At 71.8% G+C, this 26798-nt stretch carries 29 protein-coding genes and 1 tRNA gene; 14 read left to right on the plus strand and 16 right to left on the minus strand.

What is annotated here, in order from left to right; genetic code table 11:
* Positions 1 to 156: 156 nt before the first annotated feature.
* The 4 genes from ABJI51_RS08220 (at position 157) to ABJI51_RS08235 (ending at position 4012) form a co-directional block, all read left to right on the plus strand.
* Complete coding sequence (locus ABJI51_RS08220; protein WP_003081722.1) at positions 157 to 408, plus strand: hypothetical protein; 252 nt, start codon at positions 157 to 159, stop codon at positions 406 to 408.
* A gap of 148 nt (positions 409 to 556) precedes the next feature.
* Positions 557 to 1231, plus strand: a complete 675-nt coding sequence (locus ABJI51_RS08225; protein ID WP_003081747.1) for a Crp/Fnr family transcriptional regulator — start codon at positions 557 to 559, stop codon at positions 1229 to 1231.
* Between the two features lie 431 nt (positions 1232 to 1662).
* Positions 1663 to 2913 (plus strand): MFS transporter, encoded by a 1251-nt coding sequence (locus tag ABJI51_RS08230; protein WP_348948857.1) that lies wholly within the window; start codon positions 1663 to 1665, stop codon positions 2911 to 2913.
* 40 nt (positions 2914 to 2953) lie between these two features.
* On the plus strand, positions 2954 to 4012 hold the full coding sequence (locus ABJI51_RS08235) for a DNA polymerase III subunit beta (RefSeq protein ID WP_348948859.1): 1059 nt from the start codon (positions 2954 to 2956) through the stop codon (positions 4010 to 4012).
* 413 nt (positions 4013 to 4425) lie between these two features.
* Here ABJI51_RS08235 and ABJI51_RS08240 read toward each other — a convergent pair whose 3' ends face one another.
* A complete protein-coding gene (locus ABJI51_RS08240; protein WP_348948860.1) occupies positions 4426 to 5391 on the minus strand; it encodes an Lrp/AsnC family transcriptional regulator in 966 nt (321 codons plus the stop codon).
* A gap of 83 nt (positions 5392 to 5474) precedes the next feature.
* On the opposite strand from ABJI51_RS08240, the gene ABJI51_RS08245 reads away from it, so the two are divergent.
* Positions 5475 to 6296 (plus strand): VOC family protein, encoded by an 822-nt coding sequence (locus ABJI51_RS08245; RefSeq protein ID WP_348948862.1) that lies wholly within the window; start codon positions 5475 to 5477, stop codon positions 6294 to 6296.
* On the plus strand, positions 6293 to 7468 hold the full coding sequence (locus ABJI51_RS08250; protein ID WP_348948864.1) for a carboxylesterase family protein: 1176 nt from the start codon (positions 6293 to 6295) through the stop codon (positions 7466 to 7468). The genes ABJI51_RS08245 and ABJI51_RS08250 overlap by 4 nt, the downstream gene beginning before the upstream one ends.
* Here the strand turns inward: ABJI51_RS08250 and ABJI51_RS08255 are convergent.
* The 7 genes from ABJI51_RS08255 to sp36 form a co-directional block, all read right to left on the minus strand.
* Positions 7446 to 7700: a glutaredoxin family protein gene (locus ABJI51_RS08255; RefSeq protein WP_072475762.1), complete on the minus strand. Its 255-nt coding sequence runs from the start codon at positions 7698 to 7700 to the stop codon at positions 7446 to 7448. The genes ABJI51_RS08250 and ABJI51_RS08255 overlap by 23 nt on opposite strands.
* Positions 7697 to 8464 (minus strand): MBL fold metallo-hydrolase, encoded by a 768-nt coding sequence (locus tag ABJI51_RS08260; protein ID WP_348948866.1) that lies wholly within the window; start codon positions 8462 to 8464, stop codon positions 7697 to 7699. Before ABJI51_RS08260 ends, ABJI51_RS08255 begins: the two co-directional genes overlap by 4 nt.
* Positions 8461 to 9279, minus strand: coding sequence for an NUDIX hydrolase (locus ABJI51_RS08265; RefSeq protein ID WP_348948868.1), 819 nt, complete (start codon positions 9277 to 9279; stop codon positions 8461 to 8463). The genes ABJI51_RS08260 and ABJI51_RS08265 overlap by 4 nt, the downstream gene beginning before the upstream one ends.
* Positions 9280 to 9387: 108 nt before the next feature.
* The gene (locus ABJI51_RS08270) at positions 9388 to 10521 is read right to left on the minus strand and encodes a hypothetical protein (protein WP_348948869.1); all 1134 of its coding nucleotides are present in this window, start codon (positions 10519 to 10521) and stop codon (positions 9388 to 9390) included.
* A 36-nt stretch (positions 10522 to 10557) separates the two neighbouring features.
* Entirely contained in the window at positions 10558 to 11184 is a 627-nt protein-coding gene (locus tag ABJI51_RS08275; RefSeq protein ID WP_348948871.1) for a hypothetical protein, read from the minus strand.
* The gene (locus tag ABJI51_RS08280) at positions 11184 to 11639 is read right to left on the minus strand and encodes a RidA family protein (protein ID WP_348948873.1); all 456 of its coding nucleotides are present in this window, start codon (positions 11637 to 11639) and stop codon (positions 11184 to 11186) included. Before ABJI51_RS08280 ends, ABJI51_RS08275 begins: the two co-directional genes overlap by 1 nt.
* Positions 11640 to 11643: 4 nt before the next feature.
* Positions 11644 to 11805, minus strand: coding sequence for a Sp36 family protein (sp36, locus tag ABJI51_RS08285; RefSeq protein ID WP_003068074.1), 162 nt, complete (start codon positions 11803 to 11805; stop codon positions 11644 to 11646).
* 316 nt (positions 11806 to 12121) lie between these two features.
* On the opposite strand from sp36, the gene ABJI51_RS08290 reads away from it, so the two are divergent.
* Genes ABJI51_RS08290 through bagB form a run of 3 tightly spaced genes read left to right on the plus strand, consistent with a single transcriptional unit; the run spans position 12122 to position 14505 of the window.
* Positions 12122 to 12370: a hypothetical protein gene (locus tag ABJI51_RS08290; protein ID WP_348948875.1), complete on the plus strand. Its 249-nt coding sequence runs from the start codon at positions 12122 to 12124 to the stop codon at positions 12368 to 12370.
* Positions 12371 to 12391: 21 nt separating this feature from the next.
* Complete coding sequence (gene bagA / locus ABJI51_RS08295) at positions 12392 to 13399, plus strand: ATPase BagA (RefSeq protein WP_348948876.1); 1008 nt, start codon at positions 12392 to 12394, stop codon at positions 13397 to 13399.
* A complete protein-coding gene (gene bagB / locus ABJI51_RS08300; protein ID WP_348948877.1) occupies positions 13396 to 14505 on the plus strand; it encodes an ATPase BagB in 1110 nt (369 codons plus the stop codon). Before bagA ends, bagB begins: the two co-directional genes overlap by 4 nt.
* 82 nt (positions 14506 to 14587) lie before the next feature.
* Here the strand turns inward: bagB and ABJI51_RS08305 are convergent, their stop codons facing one another.
* Positions 14588 to 14884 (minus strand): WhiB family transcriptional regulator, encoded by a 297-nt coding sequence (locus ABJI51_RS08305; RefSeq protein WP_348948879.1) that lies wholly within the window; start codon positions 14882 to 14884, stop codon positions 14588 to 14590.
* A gap of 344 nt (positions 14885 to 15228) precedes the next feature.
* Between ABJI51_RS08305 and ABJI51_RS08310 the strand changes: the two genes are divergently transcribed.
* Complete coding sequence (locus ABJI51_RS08310) at positions 15229 to 17400, plus strand: transglycosylase domain-containing protein (RefSeq protein WP_348948881.1); 2172 nt, start codon at positions 15229 to 15231, stop codon at positions 17398 to 17400.
* Positions 17401 to 17464: 64 nt separating this feature from the next.
* Here the strand turns inward: ABJI51_RS08310 and ABJI51_RS08315 are convergent, their stop codons facing one another.
* On the minus strand, positions 17465 to 17839 hold the full coding sequence (locus tag ABJI51_RS08315) for a hypothetical protein (RefSeq protein ID WP_348948882.1): 375 nt from the start codon (positions 17837 to 17839) through the stop codon (positions 17465 to 17467).
* A 252-nt stretch (positions 17840 to 18091) separates the two neighbouring features.
* On the opposite strand from ABJI51_RS08315, the gene ABJI51_RS08320 reads away from it, so the two are divergent.
* The 3 genes from ABJI51_RS08320 (at position 18092) to ABJI51_RS08330 (ending at position 19707) form a co-directional block, all read left to right on the plus strand.
* The gene (locus ABJI51_RS08320; protein WP_348948884.1) at positions 18092 to 18526 is read left to right on the plus strand and encodes a hypothetical protein; all 435 of its coding nucleotides are present in this window, start codon (positions 18092 to 18094) and stop codon (positions 18524 to 18526) included.
* A 97-nt stretch (positions 18527 to 18623) separates the two neighbouring features.
* The gene (locus ABJI51_RS08325; RefSeq protein ID WP_348948886.1) at positions 18624 to 19604 is read left to right on the plus strand and encodes a metallophosphoesterase; all 981 of its coding nucleotides are present in this window, start codon (positions 18624 to 18626) and stop codon (positions 19602 to 19604) included.
* 29 nt (positions 19605 to 19633) lie between these two features.
* Positions 19634 to 19707 (plus strand) — tRNA-Pro (locus ABJI51_RS08330).
* A 162-nt stretch (positions 19708 to 19869) separates the two neighbouring features.
* Here the strand turns inward: ABJI51_RS08330 and ABJI51_RS08335 are convergent.
* Positions 19870 to 20613 (minus strand): methyltransferase domain-containing protein, encoded by a 744-nt coding sequence (locus ABJI51_RS08335; RefSeq protein ID WP_348948887.1) that lies wholly within the window; start codon positions 20611 to 20613, stop codon positions 19870 to 19872.
* A gap of 39 nt (positions 20614 to 20652) precedes the next feature.
* Here ABJI51_RS08335 and ABJI51_RS08340 point away from each other — a divergent pair, with 39 nt between their 5' ends.
* Positions 20653 to 22503 carry a S9 family peptidase gene (locus tag ABJI51_RS08340; protein ID WP_348948889.1) on the plus strand — a complete coding sequence of 617 codons (1851 nt, stop codon included), beginning with the start codon at positions 20653 to 20655 and terminating at the stop codon, positions 22501 to 22503.
* Positions 22504 to 22565: 62 nt separating this feature from the next.
* On the opposite strand, the gene ABJI51_RS08345 is transcribed toward ABJI51_RS08340, so the two are convergent.
* From ABJI51_RS08345 to ABJI51_RS08365, 5 genes are read right to left on the minus strand one after another with little or no spacing between them, the layout of a single operon-like run.
* Positions 22566 to 22751: a tautomerase family protein gene (locus ABJI51_RS08345; RefSeq protein WP_086679218.1), complete on the minus strand. Its 186-nt coding sequence runs from the start codon at positions 22749 to 22751 to the stop codon at positions 22566 to 22568.
* 14 nt (positions 22752 to 22765) lie between these two features.
* Positions 22766 to 23785, minus strand: a complete 1020-nt coding sequence (locus ABJI51_RS08350; protein WP_348948892.1) for a GNAT family N-acetyltransferase — start codon at positions 23783 to 23785, stop codon at positions 22766 to 22768.
* Positions 23779 to 24786 (minus strand): GNAT family N-acetyltransferase, encoded by a 1008-nt coding sequence (locus tag ABJI51_RS08355; RefSeq protein WP_348948893.1) that lies wholly within the window; start codon positions 24784 to 24786, stop codon positions 23779 to 23781. Before ABJI51_RS08355 ends, ABJI51_RS08350 begins: the two co-directional genes overlap by 7 nt.
* The gene (locus tag ABJI51_RS08360; RefSeq protein ID WP_348948895.1) at positions 24783 to 25814 is read right to left on the minus strand and encodes a GNAT family N-acetyltransferase; all 1032 of its coding nucleotides are present in this window, start codon (positions 25812 to 25814) and stop codon (positions 24783 to 24785) included. Before ABJI51_RS08360 ends, ABJI51_RS08355 begins: the two co-directional genes overlap by 4 nt.
* A complete protein-coding gene (locus ABJI51_RS08365) occupies positions 25811 to 26587 on the minus strand; it encodes a hypothetical protein (protein ID WP_348948896.1) in 777 nt (258 codons plus the stop codon). The genes ABJI51_RS08360 and ABJI51_RS08365 overlap by 4 nt, the downstream gene beginning before the upstream one ends.
* Positions 26588 to 26798: the final 211 nt, after the last annotated feature.

Here is a 26798-nt window from a genome sequence, read left to right on the forward strand (position 1 = left end):
GGTGGCACCCCGATAGCCTACGGGCGCCGTCGGACGAGCCGGTGACTGCACCGGTGGACGACCGACACGCCAGAGCACCACCTCGGCGCGTTTTCCGGCCGCCATGAGCGAGGATCTGGAGTAGATGCTTTCCACTGAGTGTTTCGGGGTCCGGTCATGACTGTCTGGTTCGTCATCCTGGTCCCCCTGGTCATCATGTTCTTCGCGCTGGGCATGGAGCGCGTGGAGAGCAGGCTCAAGCACGTCGCGGTGCAGGAGAACGAGGTCGAAGAGTTCCTCGAGCAGGCGCAGCCCAACGAGGTCAGGGCGCTCTACGGGCACGGCATCGGCCGTGCGCTGGAGCTGTTCCGGCTGCGTAGGCTGGGCGGACGGGCAGCCAGGCTACGCGCGCGCCGCGTGCGGAGTTAGGCTCCACGTCGAACGAGATCGTCTCCGCGATACGCGAGTTCAGCGGGCGATCTCGGGAGTACGCCCTAGACTGACGCGCAAGTGATCGGCGGCACGCTCCTCCAGCACCGGGGGAGCGTGATCGTTTCTCGACGAGGAGGCACCCGAGGTGGACGAAACCCTGGCCCGTGCGGGCATTTTCCAGGGTGTGGAGCCGGCAGCGGCGGAGGCGCTGGCCCAGACCTTGGAATCCGTGGAGTTCCCCCGCGGCCATGTCATCTTCAACGAGGGCGAGCCCGGCGACAAGCTGTACATCATCCAGTCCGGCAAGGTGAAGATCGGCCGCAAGTCGCCGGACGGCCGCGAGAACCTGCTGGGCATCTTCGGCCCGTCGGACATGTTCGGCGAGCTGTCCATCTTCGACCCGGGCCCCCGGACGTCGAGCGCGACCACGGTCACCGAGGTCCGCGCGGTCACCATGGACCGCCCGGCCCTGCGCCAGTGGATCTCGACCCGCCCGGAGATCGCCGAGCAGCTGCTGCGCGTGGTCGCGCGCCGCCTGCGCCGGACGAACAACATGGTCGCCGAGCTGATCTTCACCGACGTCCCCGGCCGCGTGGCGCGCGCGCTGCTGCAGCTCGCGCAGCGGTTCGGCAGCCAGGAGGCGGGCCTGCTGCGGGTCACGCACGACCTGACGCAGGAGGAGATCGCCCAGTACGTCGGCGCCTCGCGCGAGACCGTCAACAAGGCGCTCGCCGACTTCGCCCACCGCGGCTGGCTGCGGCTCGAGGGCAAGAGCGTGCTGATCCTGGACCCGGAGCGCCTGGCCCGCCGCGCTCGCTGAGTCTTGCCGTCGAAGGCCCCTCACCCGGCTGGGTGAGGGGCCTTCGTGCTGGGCCGACAGCTGAGCAAAACAACAAAGAGCCGGGCGCCACCCCCGACGTGGCGCACCGGCTCTTCGTTGTTTGCGCGGACCATCCCCCGACGATCCGCGCTCCCCGCCCTCCGGATCAGGCCCCGACCCATATGCCGGAGGGAGCTGGGTTCTGTGCTGTTGTTCAACCATCACGGCCCATACCCACGAATTCAAGGCCATTCACTCTCAAGGACGCCGTCTGCGCCGTTTCGTTGCAGGAGTCCACGGAGAATATCGGCAGTGTTACCGGATCGAGACCTCCCCGTCCGGGACCAAGATCAGCTTCCGTCCGCGCTGGTGACGCACCTGACCGGGAAATAACTGGTACCGACGTACCACTCTGCGGCATACTGGTACGCGTGTCCCAGTCTGTCTCGAACCACGAAAGCCGCACGTCCCTCGCCGACTACCGCACCGCGCTGACGACCCGCGCGGCCCGGCGGCCCGCCGTCGCGTCCGTGCTCGCCCGCCTGCCGATCGCCATGATCGGCATTTCGGCCCTGCTCTACGTCCAGCGCGAAACCGGTTCCTTCGCCGCCGCCGGGCTCGTCTCGGCCGGTTCACTCGTCGGGGTGTCGGTCGGCGCGGTCGTGCAGGGCAGGCTGATCGACCGGTTCGGGCCGACGCGCCCCCTGCTCGTCGTCGCGCTGCTGTCCGCGCTCGCGATGACCGCACTGGTCACGGCGATCGAGTCGCACGCCCCGACCGCCGTGCTCGTCGCCTTCGGCGCGGCGACCGGCCTGGCCGAGCCGATGGTCGGGTCGGCGTCCCGTGCGCTGTGGTCGCGGCTGCTGCCGCCCGGTGGCGCGCGCAACGCCGCGTTCTCCTACGAGGCGATCAGCATGGAGGTCTTCTTCATCCTCGGCCCCGGCGTGGCCGGGCTGCTGGTGCTGGCGCCGTGGGCGGGCACCGGCCTGGTGCTGGGCGTCGCGCTGCAGATCACCGGGGCGGTGCTGTTCGCGCTGAGCCCGGCGGTGCGGGCGTGGGGTCCGTCGGAGGGCTCCCAGGGTTCGCTGCTCGGCGCGCTGGCGAGCCCGGGCATGCGCACCCTGGCGCTCGCCGCGCTGGGCTTCGGCGTGGTGATCGGGTTCGTCGAGGTCGCCGTGCCGGCGTCGGCCACCGAGGCCGGTTCGCCTTCGCTCGGCGGGCTGCTGCTGTCGGCGTGGTCGCTGAGTTCGGTGGCGTTCGGCGTCGCGTACAGCCTGCGGCCGTGGCCACGGCAGCTGGGCCTGCGGCTGCCGGTGCTGCTCGGCGGGTTCGGTGCGCTGGTCGCGCTGCTCGCGTGGCCGTCGTCGCTGTGGGGCCTGGCCCTGATGATGCTGCTGGCGGGCGCGCTGATCACCCCGCAGTCGACCGCCCATTCGGCGGCGATCGAGCTGGTCGCCCCGGCCGGGACGGCGGCGGAGGCGTTCGGCTGGGTGCTGACGGCGGTGACGCTGGGGCTGGCGGCGGGCCAGTCGGTGAGCGGCTACGTCGTCGAGCACGCGGGCCCGGGCGCGGCCTTCCTGGCCGCGAGCGTCGCGGGCCTGCTGCTGGCAGCGGCGGTCTGGCTGCTGCGCAGCACCGTGCGACCGGCCCCGGCGCCGGCTCGTGCGCTGGTCAACGCCTAGTTTTCCGGTTTTTGTCGGTGGTGGTGGCTAGCTTGGGGTCATGGACGTCACAGCGCCTGCCCACCGCCTCTCGTCGGCCGTCACGGCCGCGTCGCGCCTGCTGCCCGCCCGCACCGGGCTGCGGCTGCAGGCGGACGCGGCCGGGCTGACGGTCGCCGGAACCACCCCGGACCTGGCCGTCCGGTTCGGCTGCCCGGCCACCACGCACACCGACGGCGCGGTCGTCGTCCCGGCGGCCCCGCTGGCCGAGACGCTCAAGGTGCTCGACGCCGAGCTGGTCCGCCTGGTCGTCGAAGGCAGCCGCCTGGCCCTGCGGCTGGACAACGCCCGCTTCGCACTCCCGCTGCTCCCGGACACCGCGGCGGACGGCGGACCACCGGCCAAGGTGTCCGAAGTGGACGGTCCGGCATTCGCGTCGGCACTGAGGATCGTCGCGGGAACGGCGGCCAAGGACGACCCGCTCCCGCTGTTCACGGGCGTCCGCCTGCAGGGAGGCAACCGCCTCACGCTGACGGCGTCGGACCGCTACCGGATGGCGGTGGCCCGCCTGCCCCAGGCCACCCCGGGAGAGTTGGACGTCCTGGTCCCGGCAGCCCTGCTGACGGAGGCGGCCCGCCAGGCCCGCGGCCGGGTAGGCCTCCACGCGGGCCCAGGGCGCTTCGGCGTGAGCTGGCCGGGAGGCCTGATCGCGACGGCGGTCCTGGACGCGGGCTTCCTGTCGGAGAAGTCGATCCAGTCGGGCGCGGTGGACACCACGGTGACCGTGGAGGCGGACGCCCTGGCGGCGGCGGTCCGGAGGGTCGGGGTGTACGCGGAGGACCGCAGGGTCCTGACGCTCGAGGTCGGTGACGCCCACGTCCGCCTGGCGAGCGCCCGCCAGGACACGGGCGAAGCGGAGGAGACACTGAAGGCCCAGGTAAGCGGCGGCCGGACGTCCCCGTCGTTCCAGGCGAGGTACCTGCTCGACGCATTGGCGGCGTTCACGGGTGAGTGGGTGACGTTGGCGATCCAGCCGGGGATGCGGGCGTGCATCCTGCGGGCCGTCGAGCCTGGGGAGGTGGAGCTGACGTACTACCTGATGCCGATGCTGCCGAGGTAGGTCAGGCGCCCGGCCCGACCGGCAGGGCCGCCCCGGAGCAGCCGGTCGTGCGCTCGTCGCCCCGGGCCGTTAGAGCCGCCGATGGTCGCTGGTTCCCGGGCTCGTCCACCGCAGCCCGCCGTGCGCTCGTCGCCCCGGCCCGCCAGAGCCGCCGATGTTCACTGGCTCCCGGACTCGTCCGCCGCAGCCGGTCGTGCGCTCGTCGCCCCGGGCCGTTAGAGCCGCCGATGCTGGCTGGTCCCCGGGCTCGTCCACGCAGCCGGTCGTCGCCCCGGCCTGCCACGGCCGCCGGCGCTCACTGGTCCCCGGGCTCGTCCACCGCAGCCGGTCGTGCACTCGTCGCCCCGGCCCGCCACGGCCGCCGATGCTCGCTGGTCCCCGGGCTCGTCCACCGGCGCGCGCACTCTCCCGCGCTACACCGGCTCCACCGTCCCGAAGCGCTTCAACGTCCGGATCATCGGCGCGGTCTCCACCTGCTGCACCCCCGGCAACCCACCCAGGTCGTCGGCCAGGTACGAGTACAGGGCCGCGTCGTCGCGGCAGCCCACGTTCGCCACCAGGTTCGCCGGGCCCGTTGTTGCCGCCGCGAAGGCCACCTGGGGGTGCGATGCCAACGCTCGCCCCGCCGATTCCAGGGCTGAGGGCGCCACCCTCAGCCAGAGCGTCGCCGTCAGCGGGTAGCCCAGGAGGGCCGCGTCCACCTCGACGTCGAAGTACAGCGCTCCCGAGGCGCGCAGGGCTTCGAGGCGACGGCGGACCGTCGACTCCGACCGGCCGCAGGCCGCTGCCAATGTCGACATGTCGGCTCGGCCGTCGTGGGCCAGGGCCGCCAGCAGGGCCGGGTCACTCGGCTCCGGGTGGTATGGAACCCCGGTTGGGACACGGCGCAGCCGCGCCACCTGCGACGCCGACAACGCGCTCGCGCGGCCCGGCCAGCCCGACGGGCCGCCCGCGAAGCGGCGCAGCAGCCGGTACGCCGTCACCGAGACCACCCGGGGCGTGCGGGGCAGCTGGCCCAGCAGCAGGCCGTCCGCCTGCTCGCGCAGCGGTGCCCGGATGAAGCACACGATCTCCGTGCCAGCGGACATCAGGCTCACCCACTGCGTGTCGTCGCGCCGGGCCAGTGCCGCCGCGATCGGCGCCGCCGCGTCCGGGACGCAGTGCACGCGGGCCAGCCAGTGCACCTGGCCCAGCGGCGCCGCCTCCGGCACGCCCACCACCCGCACCGCGCCCGACGAGCGCAGCTTCCGGTAGCGGCGTGCGACCGTCTGGTCCGAGACGCCCAGCACCGCCGCGATCGTGCTGAACGACGCCCGGCCGTCCAGCTGCAGTGCGTGGAGCAAACCGCGGTCCAGGTCGTCGAGCAGGCCGGATTCCACCGGATCAGCCTAGGTCACGTCGGATTCCGCGCAGGATTTCCGCGTGAATGGAACACCACGGTGAACAGCTCCAGCCTGGTGCCGTGAACATCGACCACACCGTCTTCCTGACCCGCCGCTACGCGGAAACCTGGCGGCGCTACGAAGAACTGGGCTTCACGCTCAGCCCGCCGTCGCGGCACTTCGCGTCCCGCACCGACGGCGGCGAGCTGCTGCCGAGCTGCACGGCCAACCGCTGCGCCTACTTCGGCGGCTCGTTCCTCGAACTCATCGGCATCGTCGACGAGCAGGCCGGCGACCCGTGGCACGTGCTGCCCATCCTGGACGCCCGCGGCGACGGCCTGCACGGCTGCTCCTTCGGCGTCGACGACTCGGCCGAAGCCGAACGCAGGCTCCGCGAAGCCGGGCTGTCGAGTTCGGGGGTGCTGCAGCTGCAGCGTGACGTCGAGCTGCCCGAAGGCACCAGGACCGCGCGCTTCCGCAGTGTCCACATCGGACGCGACCGCACACCCGAAGGCATCCTGCACACCGCCGAGCACCTCACCCCGCAGTACGTCCACCAGCCGCGCTACCTCGGCCATCCGAACGGCGCCCGTGCCGTCGCCTGGGTCCTGCTCGTCGTGCCCGACGACGAGGTCGCCGCCTACGAAAGGCGCTACGCCGTCATCACCGGCGGACGGCAGCTCGTCGACATCGCCGGCGTGAGCGATCTCGATGCCGTCCTGCCCGGTGAAATCCCGAAAGAGCCGCCGTACTTCGCGGCGCACGGCGTCGCCGTCACCGATCTGGCGCACGCGCGGCAGCTGGTCGGGCAGCACGTTCCCACCACCACCCACGACCGCGGCTTCTTCGTCCGGGCCGAAGACGCCTGCGGCGCCGCACTGTCCTTCGAGGAGGCTCGATGATCGTCGAAACCACCACTGGCCGCGTCCGCGGCGTGGACGGCACCTTCCTGGGCATCCCCTACGCCACCGCGGAACGCTTCGAAGCGCCGGTCCCGCCGAAGCCGTGGACCGGCGTCCGCGACGCGCTCGAAGCCGGGCCCGCCGCGCCGCAGCCGCCGTCACGGCTGGAGCACGCGCTGGGACCGATGCCGCTGCCGCAGAGCGAGAATTGCCTGTCCCTCAACGTCTTCACGCCGTCGGCCACCGGCAGGCGCCCGGTGCTGGTGTGGATTCACGGCGGCGGGTTCTCCAGCGGCTCGGGCGGGCAGGTCTGGTACACCGGCACGCGGCTCGCCCGCGAGGCCGATGCCGTCGTCGTCACGCTCAACTACCGGCTCGGCGTCCTCGGCTTCCTCGCCCTCGACGGCGTGCCGCCGAACCTCGGCCTCGCCGACCAGCTCGCCGCCCTCGGCTGGGTGCGCGACAACATCGCCGCGTTCGGCGGCGACCCCGCCGAAGTGACCCTCGGCGGGCAGTCGGCGGGCGCCCAGTCGGCGCTCGCCCTGTGGTCGGCGCCGCGCGCGCGAGGTCTCGTCAGGCGGATCGCCCTGCAGAGCGCACCGCTGGGCATGCGTCCGTCCACACGGGACGAAGCGCAGCAGAACGCCTTGCTGCTACAGGGAGAACTTGGCGAAGACGTTCGGACCGCACCCACGGAGAAGATCCTCGAAGCCCAGCTGAAGGTGGCCGCCCGCAAGCCCGGGATCGAACCGCCGTTCCAGCTGGTCGCCGACGGCGACCTCGTCGCGGCCGACCTCGTCGAAGCCGCGCCGCCGGGATCGGCGCTCATCAGCTGGACGCGGGAAGAACTCCGCACCTTCGTCCCGGACGCGCCGCAAGAAGCGATCGAGAAAACGAACGGCTTCTTCTTCGACGACAAGCTCGCCGCGAAACTGGACGCCTTCGCCTACCGCTTCGACTGGCAGGCCCCGGGCAACCGGTTCGGCGCCTGCCACTGCCTGGACATTCCGTTCCTCTTCGGCACGCACGACGTCTGGAACGCGCCGATGCTCGAAGGCGCCCCGAAGGGGCTAGAAAACGAAACCGGGCTACGCGAAGTCTGGGCCGCCTTCCTGCACGGAAAGCGGCCCAGCCCGAAGTGGGCCGCGCTCAGTCCGCGGACGCGGCCTTGACCGCGGCCTCGACCTCGGCGAAGGAGGGGTTCACCATCGCCTTGGACCCGACGATCACCGTCGGCACCGTCTCGTTGCCGTTCGCGACCTCGCGCACCCGCGCGGCCGCCGCCGGGTCCTCCCAGATGTTGATCTTGCGGATGTTGAAGCCGCTCTTCGACAGCGGCCGGTCCAGTGCGGCGCAGAACCCGCACCCCGGCCGCCAGTAGAACTCGACCTCGACGTTGCTCATTTCTCCTCCGACCGCAAGTAGTCCAGCTGCGCCTGCACGCTCAGCTCGGCGGGCGCCCACAGCGCCCGGTCGACGTCGGCGTAGACGACCTCGACCACCTGGCGCGGGGTGGCGTCCGCACCGAGCGTCTCCAAGGCCGAACGCACCTGGTCCAGCCGCTGTTCCCGATGCGAAAGGTACTCCCGCGCGGTCGCGGGCAGATCGAGGAGCTCCGGACCGTGCCCGGGCAGCCCCACCGTGCCCGGCGGCAGCTCGATGAGCTTCCGCAGCGAGCGCAGGTAGTCACCGAGGTCGTGCAGCACCGTGGTGCCGCGGCCGAGGATGGTGTCGCCGGTCAGGACCTGGCCGTCGAGCACCAGCGACACCGAGTCGTCGGTGTGCCCGGGCGTGTGCAGCACGCGGATCGAAAGGCCGCCCGCGGAAATCTCCTCACCGTCCACAAAGGACGACGCGTCGATGCACAGCGCAGGGTCGAACGCCCGCACCGGCGCCTTGACGCACTCGGCGAACCACGGCGCGCCCTCGGCGTGGTCGGGGTGGAAGTGCGTCAGCAGGATCAGCTCGACCGCGCCGACGCCGGCGAGCAGTTCCAGGTGCTCGAGGTCGCGGTAGCCCGGGTCGACGACGACCGCGGGGGCGTCCGGCGCCGCCCGCAGCACCCAGCTGTTGGTGCCTTCGAGCGTCATCGACGACGGGTTGTTCTCCAGCAGCACCGAGGCGGTCTCGGTGACGCGGCGCAGCACGCCGTAGGCGGGGGCGGTCATCGCGGCTCCAGGACGACTCGGACGTGGTCGTTTTCGCGGATCAGCGTCGGCGCGATCCGGACGATCTCGCGAGGCGCGGCCAGCACCTCGTCGGCGGTGGCGAACTGCGCCAGCTCGCTCAACGTCAGCCAGGTCGGCGGCATCAGCATCCGGCGGCCCTCGCGGGCGTCGGCGATCGCGTCGCCGGGCCGCTGCCAGCCCGAGGCCGACGCCTCCGACGTCGCGCCGTCGGCTTCCTGGCCCTCCGGCAGCTTCGCGACGTAGAAGCGGGTGTCGTACCGGCGCGGCTCCTGCTCCGGCGTGATCCAGTGCGCCCACGGGCGCAGCAGGTCCGCGCGCAGCGTCAAGCCCGCGTCGGCCAGGAACCCGGCCAGCGACACCTCGCGCGTCTCCAGGGCCTGGCGGGCGGCCGCGTACGGCGTGACGTCGGTGAGGACGGTGTCCGCGCCACCCGCGAGCAGCACCCCGGACTCCTCGAACGTCTCGCGCACGGCCGCGCAGGTCAGGGCCCGCGCGAGCGCGTCGTCGCACCCGAACCGCGCGGCCCACCACGACGGCTCCGGCCCGGCCCACGCCACGGACGCGTCCGCGTCCCGGGTGTCCACGCCGCCGCCGGGGAAGACGGTCATCCCGCCCGCGAACGGCATGCCCTTGACCCGGTGCTGAAGGAAGACCTCGACGCCGTCGGCGCCGTCCCGGACCAGGATCACCGTGGCCGCGTCCTTCGGCGTCGCCGGCGGGCCGTCGGCGTTGGCGCGCGTCGCGACCCCCGCGCCGACGGGAATGTCGAAGACAAACTCCTTTGGCTGCTCCACCCGGGCAACATACCTCCGCCACCCGACGTCCCGTCGCGCACTTGTGGCATCCCAGACAGCGCAAGGGCGGCACTTTCACGTGAAAGTGCCGCCCTTGCGCCGGGAAACCTAGGGGGCGGTCCAGCCGCGCTGGTCGCCGCCGGAGCGGGACGCGCCGTTGAGCCGCATCTTCGCCGCCTCGGCCCGCTCGCGCTCGGCCAGCTCGGCGTGCAGCTCGCGCAGCAGCGCCCGGTCGCGCTCGCTCAGGCTCGGGTCGTCCAGGTCCAGCGCGGGCAGCTCGACGACCTCGTGCATCGACGGCTTGCCCGCGGCGATCTCGCGGCCCTTCTCCGGATCCTCGGCCAGCGCCTGCCGCAGCTGGGCGACCTCGGCCGGGGTCAGGTCGGCGGTGCGTTCCGCCCGCGTCTCCGAGCGCGCCTTGCGCGGCGTCTCCGACGACGGCTGCGGCGTCACGATCGGCACCACCGGGGCGACCGGCTCGGCCGGCGACGTCGTGGTGGTGCTGCTCGACCGCATGCTGTGCCTGCTGCCCGACTCCGCGACCGGTTCCGGCGAGGCCGCCGGGGCCGACGGCTTGGCAGGCTCCGGCCGGTACGACGACGAAGCCGACGTCGCGCTCCCGGTCACCCAGGCCGGCGACGCGGCCGCCGAAGCGGCCTGGTGGTACTCGGAGTGCGCGACCCCGGGCCCGCTGACCTCGACGACGGAGTGGATCCCGGCCCGGCGCAGCGCCGTGTCGACGCGGAACGCGACGGCAGGCGGGTTGCCCTCCGGCCCCAGCTCGACGAGCACCACGCGCTGCGGCAGCGCGCCCGGCACGCTCCCGGCCGGGGTGTTGCGCCACACCGCGTGCACCGAACGGACGTCCGGCAGCACCTGCAGGGTCCGGTCGAGCGCCTCGGCGATGCCGAACTCGGGGGAGTTCTCGCCGCTGAACCGGTGCGTGTTGACCGGCTCGGTCTCGTCGACCAGCAGGTCGTTCGCGAGCGTCGCGTCCGACCGGCTCATTTCCAGCACGAGCGCCAGCTCGCGCTGCTCGGCGGAGCTGACCGGGATCCGGCCCGCGATGAGCGTGCCGGTGGTCAGCTCGACCGCCTCGTCGATGTGCGCACGGGCGATCAGCTCGCGAGCTTCGGTCAGCGCGCTGTCGTCGATCCGGCCCGCCAGGGCCAGTAACAGGTTGTGCAGGCGCAGGGGCACCGAGAACCCGTCCATGGGCGGGCCGTCGTGGACCTCCACCATTGCCTTGCTCCCTCCCAGCTCGCTGGCGGGCGAGCGTTAAGCGGCTACTAGCCGGGTCCCCGCGACCGCGCCCACGCAGACCAGCTCCGAGTCGGCCAGCGCGGCCCGGTGGTACCCGGGCAGGTCGAAGCGCGGCGGGATGACCTCGACACTGGGTTCTTCGTCCCCCAGCACCCGCAGCACCCGCTGCAGTTCGCCGGTCAGCCTCGGCAGACCGTTCAGCGCGGTGATCAGCAGGACACGCTTGGCCGTTCCCTGGCCGACCACACCAAGGTGTCGCCAGCTCTGCCGCACTTCCCCCACATCCGGCCGTCCTCGCAACGTTGCGTGGATCAGCACGGAAACGGAGTCGACCGAGTTAACCCATTCGGGCGCACTCGACGTGAATGTGTACCGGTTCTCGCTGACGTCGTCTACCCCCAGGGTCGAACTGACCTGGTGCCAGTCGGCGCCGTGCGGGATGAGCCCGGCCACGAGCAGGCGGTACTCCGTCTGGTCGAGGTCGATCCTGTGCTTAAGCAAAGACCTCGGCAGGGTGCGGGCGAGCGTGCCCATCGCGCCCTCGCCGAGCCAGTCGCGGAACCGCCACAGCAGCTGGTCGGGCAGCCGCCCGGCCAGCCGGAGCAGCAGCTCGTGGGTGGACTGCTCGATGTCCGGGTCCATCACTGCACCTCCACGATCAGTTCGACCTCCACCGGCGAGCCGATCGGCAGCTCCGCGACGCCGACGGCCGAGCGGGCGTGGATGCCCGCGTCGCCGAAGACCTCGCCGAGCAGCTCGGACGCGCCGTTGACGACCGCGGGCTGACCGGTGAAGCCCTCCGCGGAAGCCACGAAGCCGACAACCTTGACGATCCGCACGACGTTGTCAATGCCCACCAGCGCGTGCACGGCCGCGAGCGCGTTGAGCGCCGACGTGCGGGCGTGGCCCTTCGCCTCTTCGGGGCTGATCTCCGCGCCGACCTTGCCGGTCGCGGCGAGCACGCCGTCGACGAAGGGCAGCTGGCCGGAGGTGTAGACGTGCTTCCCGCTCTGGACCGCGGGCACGTACGCGGCCAGCGGGGCGGCCACGCCGGGCAGCTCGATGCCGAGTTCCTTCAGCCGTTCGCTCCAGCTCACGGGGTCAGCCCTTCGGACGCTTGAGGTAGGCGACGTGCTGCTCGCCGCTCGGGTTCGGCAGCACGGTGACCAGCTCCCAGCCGTCCTCGCCCCACTGGTCGAGAATCTGCTTCGTCGCGTGGATCAGGAGGGGGACGGTCGCGTACTCCCACTTCGTGGCGCTCATGAACCGGGAGCGTAGCCAAGCGGGCAAGAGCGGCGGGGACGGCCGCCGGAAAACGCCTCACGACGCGCCGGGCTGTGGCCCATCTCACGCTCGTCCCCAACGCCCCAAGGTGGCCTTGGGTGCGCTGAATCAGCACCGCGGCGCGAAGCGCCTCCGTTGAGGGCGGCGGGGGCATGGGTGGAGCACCCAAGGCGGCCTTCGGTGCGTTGAATGAGCACTGCGGCGCGGAGCGCCTCCGTTGAGGGCGGCGGCGGGGGCATGGATGGAGCACCGAAGGCCACATTGGGGCGCTCTGGCGACCGCTAGCGTGAGCGGCGTGGAAACCTGGCGCGTGGTCATGACGGCGCTGCTGGCGGCGGCCGGCCTCCCGCTGGTGCTCGTCGTCATGGCGAAAGTGCGCGACCGGACGCAGAACTCCGGCCAGGTCGCCCTCAGCGGGGTGATCACCTTCACCCTGCTTCTGGTGCTCGGCGTCCTCACCCTCACCGTGCTGCCCGCGCTGGTCACCGGAGTGCTCGTGGCGGCCGTCACGGCTGCGGTCAGCGTCATGCTGCTGGCGAGCTGAGCGCTGATTTAGGGTGAAGAAGTGACCAATCCCCATGCCGGCTGGACCGACGAGCTTGCCCGCGCCCGGCTGCACTTCGTCACCGGCAAGGGCGGGACCGGCAAGACCACGCTCGCCGCCGCGCTCGGGCTCGCGCTCGCCCGCGAAGGCCGGCGGGTGCTGCTCATCGAGGTCGAGGGCCGTCAGGGCATCGCCCAGCTCTTCGACACCGAGCCGCTGCCCTACGCCGAGCAGCGCATTGCCGCGGTTCCCGGCGGGGGTGAGCTGCGCGCGCTGCACGTCGACGTCGAAGCCGCGCTGCTCGAGTACTTCGAGATGTTCTACAACCTCGGCTTCGCCGGCCGGACGCTGCGGCGGATGGGTGCGATCGAGTTCGCGACCACGCTCGCGCCCGGTCTCCGTGACGTCCTGCTCACCGGGAAGATCAAGGAGTGCGTCGGCCGCACCGAGTCCGACGGGCGGCACACCTACGACGCCGTCGTCGTCGACTCGCCGCCGACCGGCCGGGTCGTCAAGTTCCTCGACGTCACCAAGGCGCTGACCGACCTGGCGAAGACCGGCCCGATCCGCGGCCAGGCCGAGGGCGTCGTGCGGCTGCTGCACTCCGGCGAGACGGTCGTGCACCTGACGACGCTGCTGGAGGAGATGCCGGTCCGCGAGACCGTCGAGGCCGTCGCCGAGCTGGACGGCGCCGACCTGCGCCCGGGCGCGGTGCTGGTCAACCGGGTCCGGCCGCCGCGGCTGCCCGCCCGTTCGGTGACCGCCGCCGCGGACGGCCGCGTCGACGCCTCCCGCGTCCGCACCGGGCTCGCGTCGGCCGGGCTGAAGCTGCCGGACGACACTTTGGACGCACTCGTGGAAGAAACTGTCGAGCACGCCGTCCGGGTGGCCGCCGAGCAGCGGGCGCGCGAGCAGCTCGCCGAGGCCGACCTGCCGACCCTCGAACTGCCGGACGTGACCGACGGCATCGACGTCGCCGCCCTCTACGACCTGGCCGAGGCCCTGACCGACCAGGGGGTGCGGTTGTGACCACGATCGACATCGACGCGCTGCTCGACGACCCGGAAAGCCGCGTGATCGTCTGCTGCGGCTCCGGCGGTGTCGGCAAGACGACGACCGCCGCGGCGCTGGCCCTGCGCGCGGCCGAGCGCGGCCGCCAGACCGTCGTGCTGACCATCGACCCCGCCCGGCGCCTCGCCCAGGCCCTCGGCCTGCGCGAACTCGGCAACCACCCGAAGCAGGTGCAGGTCGAAGGCTTCGAGCCCAAGGGCGAGCTGTGGGCGATGATGCTCGACATGCGCCGCACGTTCGACGACATGGTGCGCGTGCACGCCGGGCCGGAACGGGCCGAGCAGCTGCTGCAGAACCCCTTCTACCAGACCATTTCCACGTCGTTCTCCGGCACGCAGGAGTACATGGCGATGGAGAAGCTCGGCCAGCTCGCGGCGACCGGCGAGTGGGACCTGATCGTCGTCGACACCCCGCCGAGCCGGTCCGCTTTGGACTTCCTCGACGCGCCGACGCGGCTGTCGTCCGCTTTGGACGGACGGATGATCCGCCTGCTGACCGGGCCGGCGAAGGCAGGCGGCTGGGGCCTGCGCAAGGTCGTCAACGCCGGGTTCTCGATGTTCGCCAAGGCGGTGTCGACGATCATCGGCGGCCAGCTGCTGACCGACGCGTCGGCGTTCATGCAGGCGTTCGACAGCATGTTCGGCGGCTTCCGCGAGCGCGCCCGCAAGACGGCGGAGCTGCTGCGTTCGTCGGGAACGTCGTTCCTGGTCGTGGCCGCGCCGGAGCCGGACGCGCTGCGCGAGGCGTCCTACTTCGTCGAGCGGCTGTCCTCGGAGTCGATGCCGCTGGCCGGGCTGATCGCGAACCGGACCCACCCGGTGCTGGCGTCGCTGTCGGCCGCCGAGGCGCTGGCCGCGGCCGAGAACCTGCAGAACGCGCCGCTGGCCGAGGCCGTGCTGCGGCTGCACGCCGACCGCGTCGACCTGGCGGCGCGCGAAGAACGGCTGCTCGCGCGGTTCACCCGGGCGCACCCCGAGGTGGCGCTGGCCCGGGTGCCCGCGCTGGCCGGTGACGTGCACGACCTGGCAGGCCTGCGCGACATCGGCGTGAAGCTCGCCGGCTGAAGGCGCCACTTTCACGTGAAAGTGGCGCCCCGGCTGAGCGGCACGGGCGGCGCGGCAGCAGGTCCGCACCGCCCGCACCCGCTCAGCCGACCTTGACCCGCTCCTGTGCGTCCCGCTTGGCCGCTTCGAGCAGGTCCGCCCAGCTCACCACGTCGGGACGGCGGCGCAGCAGCGCCCGCCGCTCCCGTTCGGTCATGCCTCCCCAGACACCGAAGTTGATCCGGCCGTCGAGTGCTTCGGCGAGGCATTCGGTGCGGACCGGGCAGCCCATGCAGACCGCTTTGGCCCGGTTCTGCTCCGCACCCCGGACGAACAGGCCGTCCGGATCGGCGTCCCGGCAGGACGCGTTGATTCGCCAGCTCGACTGGTTGGTTTCCATACCCCCAGCTCCCTACCCTGGTGATCGACGCACCAGCGGGGAAAGGCACTGCGCTCCCTGCCCCCGCGAGCGTGTCTCCCTCTGCTCACGTCGGTTACCCGGGCACCTCCCCGGTGCCGGTGCCGCCGTTCGGACCAGGCGAGCTCCCACTCGCGTTGATCCATCCGTCGGCTTTTCTTCGTGAGACGTTGACGGACTGTAGGGGCCCTCGGTTCCCCCCGTCGAGACCCAGCATGCCTTCCGTTACCAGATGTCACCGAAGGGGGTCGGTTTTGTCACTGAAGTCACACCGGTGGAGACAGGGCGTCACCGGCGCCCTACCGGTTCCGCGTAGGCTGGCCTTCGTGCGAAAAGCGGATGGTTTGTTCAAGCTCATCGGCCTCTGTCTGCTCGCGGGGGTGCTCGTCGCCGGCATGCTCTTCCCGGTCGTGGGGGCGGCAGGCGTCATGTCCAACCAGGCCAGCGAGACGGTGGAGAAGACCTCCTCCGACCTCGCCGACATCCCGCCGCCGCTGGTCACGACGATCACCGACAACACCGGCTCGCCGATCGCCACCCTGTACGAGCAGTACCGGCTGCCGATCACCGAGAACCAGATCAACGAGGCCATGAAGTGGGCCCTGGTCTCGGTCGAGGACAAGCGGTTCTACGAGCACCACGGCGTCGACTGGCAGGGCACGCTCCGCGCGGCGGTCAGCAACAGCACCGGCGCCGACACCCAGGGCGCCTCGACGCTGACCCAGCAGTACGTCAAGAACTACCTGATCAACGTCGTCTACCGGGGCGACACGGTCGGCCAGAAGAAGGCTCAGGAGCAGTCGATCGCCCGCAAGCTGAAGGAAGCGCGGATCGCGATCCAGCTCGAGACGAAGCTGACCAAGCAGCAGATCCTCGCCGGCTACCTCAACATCGTCGAGTTCTCCCGCCAGATCTACGGCATCGGCGCGGCCGCACACGCGTACTTCGACACGACGCCGGAGAAGCTCACGGTGCCGCAGGCGGCGCTGCTGGCCGGCCTGGTGAACAACCCGATCAACAACGACCCGTGGAAGCACCCGGACAAGGCCACCGCGCGCCGCAACCTGGTCCTGGACCGCATGGTCGACAACAAGAAGCTGGCCAAGGCCGACGCGGACCGCTTCAAGGCCGAGCCGCTGGGCGTCGTCCCGGACACCCCGAAGAAGCCCCCGGCCAACTGCATCGGAGCGGGCCCGGAGGACGGCTTCTTCTGCCAGTACGTCGAGGACTACCTGCTCAAGTCCGGGCTGACGAGGGACCAGCTCTACACGGGCGGCTACACGATCAAGAGCACGCTGGACAAGCGCGCCAACAGCGCGGCGAAGGCCTCGGCGGAGGCCCAGGTCAAGAAGACCCAGCCGTACGTGGCGAACACGCTGTCACTGGTGAAGCCGGGCAAGAACCGGCACGAGGTGGTCGCCTTGGCGGCGAACCGTGACTACGGCCAGGACCAGGCGGCGGGGCAGACGACGTACACGCTGCCCGCGGGTGTCTACAACACCGGTGGCGCCGGGTCGACGTACAAGATCTTCACCACGGCCGCCGCGATGGAGAAGGGCATCGTCGGGATCTATTCCCCGGTCGACATTCCGGACAGTTACACCTCCCGCGTGTTCGCGGGTGGCCCGAAGACCTGCCCGCCGACCGGACCGCCGTTGCGCTCGAACTGGTACTGCGTGGGCAACGCCGGCGACTACAGCAAGATCTCGGGCGCCAATATCCAGACCGCCCTCGCCACGTCGCCGAACACGACGTTCGTCGAGCTGGAGGATCGGATCGGCAGCACCGGCCCGGCAGTCGACATGGCGCACCGTCTCGGGCTGCGCGAAACGATGGCCACCAACGCGGCCGGCCGCACTCCGGACCCCAACGCCAGCAAGGCCGAGCTGCGTGACACGCAAGCCAAGTTCTACGGGCCCCACGACAACAGCCCCGGCCTCGGCTCGTTCACCCTCGGAGTGAGCCCGGTCAGCGGGCTGGAACTGGCCAATGTGGCCGCCACCATCCTGTCGGGCGGGGTCTGGTGCCCGCCGACGCCGATCGCGGCGGTGACCGATCGCAACGGGAAGCCGGTGCCGGTCAAGGAAGCGCCGTGCGAGCAAGCCGTTCCCGAAGGCTTGGCCAACACCCTGGCCGTCGGCCTGTCCAAGGACGACCAAACAGGTGGCACGTCGGCAGCTGCGGCCCGAGCGGTGAACTGGGACCGCCCGATGATCGGCAAGACCGGAACCACCCAGCTCAACGCGTCGGCGGCGTTCGTCGCCGGTATTCCCCAGATGGCGGGCGCGGCGATGACGTTCAAGTTCGGCGGCGGACAGGGCGGCATCTGCGACGCCCAGGTCCAGAACGAAGTCCACGTGTGCCCCACCGGCAACATCTTCGGTGGCCGGGCACCGGCCCGCACGTGGTTCGGCGCGATGAAGAACATCATGGAGGGCCAGCCGGTCATGGACCTGCCGCAGCCTGATCCGCAGTACATGGGCGGCGGCGCGCGCTAGCTTCGAGCCGAAGCAGCGGGGCGGGAGGTGTGGCACCTCCCGCCCCGCTGCTGTTGCGCCTCCGTCAGCAGTGGCTGATCTGGGACGCGGGGTCGTGGCCGGTGTCCAGCCAGTACCCGGTCACCCAGCCTTCCGGGCGGTCCGGCGGCTCGACGTTCGGCGAGCCGTAGTACCAGATGTCGTCTCCGTTGATCGACTCTCCTTCCGACCAGCACCAGAGTTCGAAGGCATCCCCCTTCGCGACGGTGGCGACGTACGCCGACTTCGAAGTCGGCTGGGCTCGCTCGTTGACGTTCGCGAGCGTCAGCGCACACCAGGGCGAGGACTGGAAGCCGCACGTGTAAACGCTTTCCGTCGATGCCGCCGCGACGCCCGCAGTGGAGGCCATCAGCCGCATCGAGGCACCGACAGCTGCCAATGGCCGCAGGAATTTCGTCATTCAGTCTCCCCTGGTTCGCGAGCTCGAAGGCCGCATTTCCTGGCAAGAGTTACCCACGCTGCACAACACTTGATCAATCAGCCGTTCGAGTGACGAGAAGCTTTAAGGTGGCCGACATTTTGGATTTTCCGGAAGGCGTCGGCGAAGCCGCTCTTAACCGAATTCCTCGTTCATTTCAGGAATTCGCGAATTGCCGAGCGGGTACACTCGGGTTCCCCAGAACACGCTCACGACGATCGGATACCACGGTTCGTGACTGAGAAGACCGGCAGCAAACGTCCCCGAGCGGCCAGGATCGCCTGGCTGCTCGGGCTCGGTATACCCCTCGTCGCGGCGATCGTCCTCTGGATCACGTTCGGAACGCCCGACCTGAACGATCGAGCCTTCAAGAACGCCGCGGACGCCGCGGATGTGCAAGCTCACGGCGCGGTGGGACGCCTCGCGTCCGCAGCACGTGAAAGTGCCCCGACGGATGACGAAATCAAGCAAGCCACGCGGCGATCCATCGGGCAAGTGCACGAAATCCGCAGGCCGGACTCGGGGATCGTGGTGATCGCGTCGTTCCACGTGGCCACCTCTGGCGCGTTCGGCACGATTTCGGTCGACCCCTGCTACGAGTACGACATCACCCTGCCGGTCCGGAACGAGAGCAGCATCAAGCTTCAAGAGCTGCCCTCCTGCCCCTAGTCACTACCGAAGGTAGCCGAGCGCCACGCTGCGTCATTTGGGTAATGACGCCGCACCGGCGTACCCCCTCACACATTCGAACACGTATCCTGGCTTTGTGAACACGTTCAGTAACAACGGAGGGTCTGCGACGCGTGTCAAGCGCCTCGCAGCGGGGACTCTCGCCCTTGGTGTCGCCACCCTCGGCTACGCCGTCGGCATCGAACGGCGGCACTGGACCCTACGCACCGCCGAGCTGCCGGTGCTGGCGCCCGGGGCGCGGCCGTTCACCATCCTGCACGTCTCGGACCTGCACATGCTGCCCGGGCACCACAGCAAGCAGCGGTGGGTGGCCGCGCTCGACGAGCTGGATCCGGACCTCGTCGTCAACACCGGGGACAACCTCTCGCACCGGACCGCCGTTCCCGCCGTGCTGCGCGCGCTCGGGCCACTGCTGGACCGGCCCGGCCTGTTCGTCTTCGGCAGCAACGACTACTACGCGCCCAAGCCGAAGAACCCCGCCCGGTACCTCATGCCGCAGGGCAAGAAGAAGCGCATCCACGGCGTCCAGCTGCCGTGGCGGGACCTGCGTGCCGCCTTCGTCGAGCACGGCTGGACCGATCTCACGCACGTCCGGCGCACCATCGACGTCGGCGGGCAGCGCGTGTTCGCGGCCGGGGTCGACGATCCGCACCTGCGCCGGGACCGCTACGCCGACATCGCGGGCCCGGCCGACAGCGGCGCCGCCGTCCGGATCGGGGTCACGCACTCGCCGGAGCCGCGGGTGCTCGACACCTTCGCCACCGACGGTTACGACCTCGTGCTCGCCGGCCACACCCACGGCGGCCAGCTCCGGCTTCCGGGCTACGGCGCCATCGTCACCAACTGTGACCTGGATCGCAGCCGCGCCCGCGGGGCGTCGCGCTGGGGGGCGCACATGTGGCTGCACGTCTCGGCCGGGCTCGGCACCTCGCCGTGGGCGCCCGCGCGGTTCGCCTGCCCGCCGGAGGCCAGCCTGTTGACGCTGGTCCCGCGCGGATCGGGCGCCGACGGACCGCGAAAGGTGGCCCCCCGAAAAGCCCGCGACAGCGTCCGCTAGACTTCTCCACGACCCGTTAAGCAGTACCTCGGGGTGTGGCGCAGCTTGGTAGCGTGCCTCGTTCGGGTCGAGGAGGTCGTGGGTTCAAATCCCGCCACCCCGACGAGAGAGCCGAGAGGGCCGGTGTGTTGGCTGAAAACGCCAACCACGCTGGCCCTCTCGGCGTCTTCTGGGGGTCGAACCCCCAGACCCCCGCCAGGGGGCTTCGCCGCCCTGGACCCCCCTGCGTTCCCGGGCATCGCCGTAACCGTGGCGTGAGGCGGTTTCACGGCCTGGTCGCCGTCACCTCGACCCAGCACTGGCTGAAGTCGCCGTCCCCGCCGCGCGTCCACACCCATGCCGAGCGGGCCGCGCTTGCCAGCTGGTCGCGGTCGCGGCCCGGCTCCGCGATCGCTGCCTCCAGGCGGGCCTCCACGTACTTCGCCAGGTCGCGGTAGGTCATGTCCGCCCGGTACCGGGCGCGGGCCACCACCTCCGTGAAGCCCGCCGCCGTGCACAGCTGGGCCATCTTGCCTCCCGCGAACGGGTCGCCGCCCGCTCGGCGGCGCAGCAGGTGGTGGCCGCGCAGGGCCGCGTCGACGTTGGCCGTCTTCGGGCGGAGGCGGGCCTTGCTCCAGTCCGATGTGGACAGGGCGAGCCTGCCGCCGGGGCGCAGGACTCGGTGCAGCTCCGCCAGCGCGTCCGCGGGACGGGCCAGGTGCTCGAACAACGCGTGCGCGAACGCCACGTCGATGCTCGCGTCGGCGCACGGCAGGTCGTACGGCGAGGCCGTCACGAAGTCCACTGTGGACCTGGCGGCCCGGCACGCGAGCGGCGCGTGGCCGTCGCCGCGGTCCGCCGCCGGGACCCGGGACTCCGGCGCCAGGCCCAGTGTGATCGAGCCGGGGCCGCAGCCGAGGTCCAGCACCCACATGCCCGGCCGGAACAGCGGCTGGGCGAACGTCGCGCGCTCCGCAGCCGTGCGCGCGGCCGTCATCGAAACCGCGTCTCGCGCGTAACCCTCCAGCACCCCGCACACAGTACGGCCAGAAGGTGGCAGGATCGAGGGGTGAGCACCCAGTCAGCCAACCAATATCCGCCCGCGGTGGTCCCGGACCGGCTGTTCGACGACGCCGAAGCCGAGGCCCGCTGGCGCGCCCGCTTCCACGCCCCGCGCATCTCCGTGCCCGAATGGGCCCGCGACGCCCCCGACGCCAACATCTACGTCTCCAACGCCAGCGGCGTCTGGGAGGTCTACGCCTGGAACCGCGCGACGGACGAGCACCGCCGCGTCACCGACCGGCCCAACGGCACCCTGCACGCCACGCCGTCGCCGGACGGCGAGTGGATCTGGTGGTTCGACGACACCGACGGCGACGAGTTCGGCTCCTGGGTGCGCGAGCCGTTCGCCGCGACCGAGGGCAGCAGGCCCGAGAAGGCCGTCCCGGACGTCCACGACGGCTACCCGGCCGGCCTCGAGATCGGCGCGCGGGTCGTCGCGATCGGCGTCTCGACGGACGACGGCAGCGAGCTGTTCGCCCGGATCGGCGGCGAGACGCACCGCTTCTACAGCCATCCGGACGACGCCGGCATCGCCTCGCTCTCGCGGGACGAAAGCCTGATCGCCATCTCGCACTCCGAGCACGGCGACTCGCGCCACCCCGCGCTGCGGGTGCTCGCCACCGACGGGTTCGGCACCGTCGCGGAGAAGTGGGACGGCGAGGGCAAGGGCCTCTCCGCGCTCGAGTTCTCCCCGTTGCCCGGCGACCAGCGGCTGCTCGTGCTGCACGAACGGCGTGGTCGCGAGGAGCTGCTCGTCTGGGACGTGCGGGCCGGCACCGAGACCGAGATCGAGCTGGACCTGCCCGGCGAGGTCGTCGCGGGCTGGTACCCGGACGCGCGCGCCCTGCTCGTCGTGCACTTCCACCAGGGCCGCAGCTCGCTGTACCGGTACGACCTCGACACCGCCGAACTGTCCGCTGTGGACACTCCGCCCGGCCGGATCGGCGGCGCGGGCGTCCGGCCGGACGGCACGATCGAGTACTCGTGGTCGAGTGCCGCCGAGCCCGCCGCGGTTCGGGCACGGACCGCGGACGGCACCGACGCGGTGCTGCTCGAACCGCCGGGTGAGCGGGCGCCGGGGTCGGAGCCGGTCACCGACGCGTTCGTCGAAGGTGTCGGCGGGCGGATCCACGCGCTGGTCTCGCGGCCCGCGGGCGCGCCGGACGGCCCGCTGCCGACGGTGTTCACCCTGCACGGCGGCCCGCACGCGGCGGACGAGGACCGCTTCTCCGCCTACCGCGCGACCTGGCTCGACGCCGGGTTCGCCGTGGTGGAGGTCAACTACCGCGGGTCGACCGGCTACGGCTCGGCCTGGCGCGACGCCATCGAGGGCAGGCCGGGCCTGACCGAGCTGGAGGACGTCGCCGCGGTACACGACTGGGCCATCCAAAGTGGACTCAGCGACCCGAAGAAGTGCGTCGTCAACGGGGCCTCGTGGGGCGGTTACCTGTCCCTGCTCGCGCTCGGCACCCAGCCGTCGCGGTGGGCGGCGGGCATCGCCGGGGTGCCGGTGGCCGACTACGTCGCCGCGTACGAGGACGAGATGGAGCAGCTGCGCTCGTTCGACCGCGCGCTCTTCGGCGGGTCGCCGGAGGAGGTGCCCGCGGTGTACCGCGAGTGCTCGCCGATCACGTACGTCGACGCCGTGACGGCGCCGGTGCTCGTGCTGGCAGGCGACAACGACCCGCGCTGCCCGATCCGCCAGATCGAGAACTACCTCGACCGGCTCGGCGGCCGCGACCTCCACCACGAGTTCTACCGCTACGACGCGGGCCACGGCTCCCTGGTCATCGCCGAAACGATCAAGCAGACGGCGATCGAGGTCCACTTCGCGCGGCGGTCCCTCGGCCTGCGCTGACCCCGAAGCCTCTGAAGGCCACCATCACAGCATCCAACGCCCTGATGGTGGCCTTCAGAGTTTCAGCGGTCGGAGTGCAGGACGCCGCCGGTGGCCCAGTGGTCGGCGCCGATCTCGACCAGCGTCACCTGGACGCCCTCCGGCTTGCCGCCGCAGGTGCGGATGAACGCGTCGGTGAGTTCGCGGACCAGGGCGCTCTTCTGGGCGGGCGTGCGGCCGGGGAACATGGCAACGCTGATCATCGGCATGGCGGCTCCTGCTGCTAGGCGTGACGCCGGGAAGGTAGCACCGGGACGGCCGCCGCGTACTGCGGCACGAGCCGCGCGCCGAGGGTGGCCTTCAGCTCGGCCATGCCCTTGCCGAACAGCACCGACGGCCGCCCGGCTGCCAGCGCCCACTTCACCACTTCGCCGTAGAAGTGGAAGTAGAGATTGGGCCGCCCGCCGTCCTCGCGTGCGAGCGCGCCCCAGTGCCGGGCGATCGGCAGCCGCGGGTGGTCGAGCACGCTGCCGGCCGCCAGCAGCCTGCCGGTGGCCGGGTCGCGGTACTCGGCCACGAAGACGTCCGGCTGCCGCAGCAGCGCGGTCAGGTAACCGGTGAAGTGCGGCAGCGCGACGATCGGCACGTCGCGGTGCTTGCGTTCGTTGTGCCGCAGGACCTCCGCGACGGCGACCGGGTCGGCCTCCCGGCCCGGCATCAGCCGCACCTCGATCGACGGGTCGGCGTCGACCGTGCGGAAGATCTTGCGCAGGTTCTGCTTCCGTTTCCTGGCCAGCGACTGCAGCCAGTCGTCGCGGGTGCCGAACCGGGCCACGTCGAGCACGGCGACGTCCTCGGTGCGCCGGACCAGCCGGAGCCCGCCGCCCGCCGGCTCGCCGAGCTGGCGGACCAGCATCGCGCGGAACCCCGGGCCGAGTTCCGCCCGCATGGCCGGGACGTACGCGTCGAGCAGGCAGTCGAGCCCGCCACCGGGACCGGCGAACCACCAGCCGGGCAGGGAGCTGACGCCGGGCGCCCGGACGACCAGCCCGCCGAGCCGTCCGCGGCCGCTGCCCGCGAAGCGGTACCGGCGGGTCCGGCCGGTGACCCACGCGGCAGCGACCACGCCCCACGGCTCGGGACCGTCCCGGAACACCGTGACCGGCTGCGGGGTCCGCGCGGCCCACGCCTGGGTGGCCAGTACCGGCCAGCTCCAGTCGGCCCGCAGCCCGGCCCGCTCGCGCAACGCCGCCCAGTACGCCGGTTCCGCGTCGTAGCGCGGGTCCAGGACGTCGATCACCACCGGATCACCGGCCTCGGCACGACCACCCCGACCATCCGGCGCGGGGTGAACCCCAGCGACACCTTGAGCCCGGTGACCCCGCCGCCCAGCGACAGGAACTTCCGGTTGTGCTCGATCATGTGCCGCACCCCGCGCACGACGACGTCGAAGTACAGGTGCTTCGGCCGTCCCTCGGACGGCGGCAGCGCCGCCCAGTGCTGGTGCAGGGGCAGCACCGGGTGGTCGAGCAGGTCGGTGAAGGCCAGCAGCCGTCCGTGCCCGTCGTGGTAGGTCGTCGTGACGACGTCCGGGCGGCGGACGAGCGCGCCGAGGTAGCCCGCGGTGACCGGGCCGCGGGGATCGAACTTCAGCGGTCCCTTGGCCTCGCGGTGCGCGCGCAGCATGGCCGCCAGCTCGGCCGGGTCGAGGTCGGTGCGTGCGGTCCCGGCTCGGACGACCACCCCGGGGTCCGCGGCGATCTTGCGCAGCTGGCCGCGCAGGCTCGACCGCCGGTTGCGGCTCAGCGAGGCCAGCCAGTCGCCGACGTCGGTGAAGGTGTTCTCCAGCACCAGGTCTGGCTGGACTTCGCGGACCGACCGGCCCCAGCCGGACACCAGCCCGGCCGTCTCCGGCGTGATCGCGCGGTACACGACACCGAGGCAGCCCGGACCGGCGAACCGGCACGCGGCCCGCTCGAACCGGCGCAGGATTTCCCGGCACGCGGCCGCGTCCAGCTCCTCGGCGAACAGCCACGGCGGGTGGCAGGGCGCCCAGGCGTGCCGCACCTCCAGCCGGCACAGCCCGCCACGGCCCACCCGGCACCGCATGGCGAGCACCGCGCCGGCCAGCTCCTCCCCGTCGGTGACCACGGCGAGCAGGTCCGGGCTGGGCGTGTCCCGCGACTCCTCGCGCAGGAGGCCGTAGTCCCAGGTCAGCGGCGCCTGCTGGGCGCGGAGGAACGCGGCCCAGCCGGGCGGCTCGGGATCCATCCGCGGGTCGAGCACCCGGACCGTCCAGGTCATCGGCCCAGCACCGGCCGCGGCACCGCGGCCGTGTAGAGGGTGCGGGTCCGGAAGCCCAGCTGCTCCTTGAGCTCGACCATGCCGCGCCCGGCCGACAGCTCCTTCGCCCCGCGCTCGGTGAGCAGCCGCACCGCGTGGACGTACGAATCGAAGTACAGGCCTGCCGGACCGCGCTCGGCCAGCGGCACCGCCGCCCAGTGCTGCATGGTCGGGCTGTCCGGGTGGTCGAGCAGCGTGTTGACCGCGAGCAGCCTGCCGTCGGCGGTGGCGTAGGTCAGGGTGTGCACGTCCGGTCGGCGCAGGAACCGGTGCAGGAACCCGGCCGACGGCACCGTGCGCGTGTCCATCCTGAGCTTCCCGTACCGCGCCCGGTGGGCGTGGATGAGCCCGGCGACGACGGCGCTGTCGACGTCGTCGCGGCCGGGGCCGCTGCGCACCACCAGGTCCGGGTTCTCCGCGATCCGGCGGCGACGGCGGCGCAACGCCGACCGCCGCGCGCTCGGCAGGGTCGCGAGCCAGTCCTCTTCGGACTCGAACCGGTTTTCCAGCACCGTCGTCGGATCCACGCGCTTGACGACACGCCCTCGGCCGTCGACTCCGGCCGCGAGGTCCGCGCCGATCGAGCGGTAGACCACGCCCAGCAGGCCCGGGCCGAGGTGGCGGACCAGCCGCCGTTCGAACTCCCGCACCAGCGCGGTCCGGTCGCGGAAGTCCGGGGCGAACACGATCCCGGGGAACCCGCTCAGCCACGGCTGGTACACCTCGGCCCACACCGGGCCGAGCGGCCGCCGTCCCGGCGCGGGCCCGAACCGCGGCGACACCCGCGGGCGGCACAGCATGACCGACAGCGCGGCGACGATCTCGCCGCCCTCGACCGCGACGACGAGCAGCTGCGGGTTGCGCGCGCCCCACGCCTCCAGGCCCATGACGTCGTAGTCCCACACCGGGTGCAGCCGCGCGGCGCGGAAGAACTCGGCCCAGCGGGCGGGCGCGGGATCCACCCGCGGATCGTGGAAGTCGAACCTCACGTGAGGACCACCGGGGTGCCGTGGCGCGGGCAGGACGCGATCTCGCCGCGCACGCCGCCGGCCGGGACGACGTCGACGAACCGCGGGGAATCCTGGCGCAGCAAGGTGATCGCGAGCCCGGCGGACGTCCGGCGCGCGTAGACGTGCGGCCAGTCCAGGTGCCACCGGCCGCAGGGGCCCAGCGCCCCGAGGTAGCCGAGCGCGGGGTCGTGCAGCACGCCGTACGGGCCGGCGTCGAGGGAGTCCAGTTCGCGCTGCGGCACGGCTTCGACGCGGTGCTCCAGCTCGGCGGGCACCGCGGCGGTGAACGTCGTGATCGCCTTGTCCTCGCCGACCGCGAGCACGCGGTGGCCACGGCGGAGGACCGCCGTCACCTCGCCGAGCACCGCCGCCGACGGTGAGTCCGGGTCGGTGACACAGCCGCGTACCCCCTTCGGCAGGTCGGACGGCGGGCGCAGGCCGTCGGGCCCGAGCAGGACGACCAGGCTGCCGCGCCCGGGCGCGCGCGCTGTCCGCAGCACCCGGCCGAGCCCGCGGGCGGGTTCGGGCCGCTGGGTGCCGCCTGCCAGCGGGACCAGGTCGACGACCTTGTGCAGGGCTTCGGCGAGCGGCGCCGCGCCGCCGTCGGTGCCGGTCCGGCCGGGCACCAGAACCGGATCTTCGCGGCCGTCGAGTGCCCAGCGTTCGCGGTAGAACGGCACCGTCGCGAACGCCGAGCGAACCGCCCGCAGATAGGCGGCCCGCCACAGCACCGCCACCCCCAGATTCCCCATGGCGGAGGAGTCTGTGCCAGACGGACCGGCTTGGGAAGCGCTCCGGCGGCAGAACACGCCGAATGTCCTAAGATCACCACCCCCTGCCTGGTCCGAAAGGAGGAATTCGCGTTTTTGCCGTCCCCATACGGAAGCTTTTCTGCTTATAACTCGCTGGTCGCGCAGACGGAGAAGCGGACTTACCGGATAGCACTGGGGGATTCATGGACAG

The sequence above is a fragment of the Amycolatopsis melonis genome (genome assembly GCF_040064235.1).
Lineage (GTDB): Bacteria > Actinomycetota > Actinomycetes > Mycobacteriales > Pseudonocardiaceae > Amycolatopsis > Amycolatopsis melonis.

Coding starts and splice junctions, on each gene's coding strand:
- ABJI51_RS08220 (WP_003081722.1), top strand. CDS start 157: ATGACTGTCTGGTTCGTCATCCTGGTCCCCCTGGTCATCATGTTCTTC.
- ABJI51_RS08255 (WP_072475762.1), bottom strand. CDS start 7,700: ATGAGCAACGTCGAGGTCGAGTTCTACTGGCGGCCGGGGTGCGGGTTC.
- ABJI51_RS08315 (WP_348948882.1), bottom strand. CDS start 17,839: ATGACGAAATTCCTGCGGCCATTGGCAGCTGTCGGTGCCTCGATGCGG.
- ABJI51_RS08345 (WP_086679218.1), bottom strand. CDS start 22,751: ATGCCGATGATCAGCGTTGCCATGTTCCCCGGCCGCACGCCCGCCCAG.
- ABJI51_RS08270 (WP_348948869.1), bottom strand. CDS start 10,521: ATGGTGGAGGTCCACGACGGCCCGCCCATGGACGGGTTCTCGGTGCCC.
- ABJI51_RS08260 (WP_348948866.1), bottom strand. CDS start 8,464: ATGACCGCCCCCGCCTACGGCGTGCTGCGCCGCGTCACCGAGACCGCC.
- sp36 (WP_003068074.1), bottom strand. CDS start 11,805: ATGAGCGCCACGAAGTGGGAGTACGCGACCGTCCCCCTCCTGATCCAC.
- ABJI51_RS08275 (WP_348948871.1), bottom strand. CDS start 11,184: ATGGACCCGGACATCGAGCAGTCCACCCACGAGCTGCTGCTCCGGCTG.
- ABJI51_RS08305 (WP_348948879.1), bottom strand. CDS start 14,884: ATGGAAACCAACCAGTCGAGCTGGCGAATCAACGCGTCCTGCCGGGAC.
- ABJI51_RS08365 (WP_348948896.1), bottom strand. CDS start 26,587: ATGGGGAATCTGGGGGTGGCGGTGCTGTGGCGGGCCGCCTATCTGCGG.
- ABJI51_RS08235 (WP_348948859.1), top strand. CDS start 2,954: ATGGACGTCACAGCGCCTGCCCACCGCCTCTCGTCGGCCGTCACGGCC.
- ABJI51_RS08355 (WP_348948893.1), bottom strand. CDS start 24,786: ATGACCTGGACGGTCCGGGTGCTCGACCCGCGGATGGATCCCGAGCCG.
- ABJI51_RS08250 (WP_348948864.1), top strand. CDS start 6,293: ATGATCGTCGAAACCACCACTGGCCGCGTCCGCGGCGTGGACGGCACC.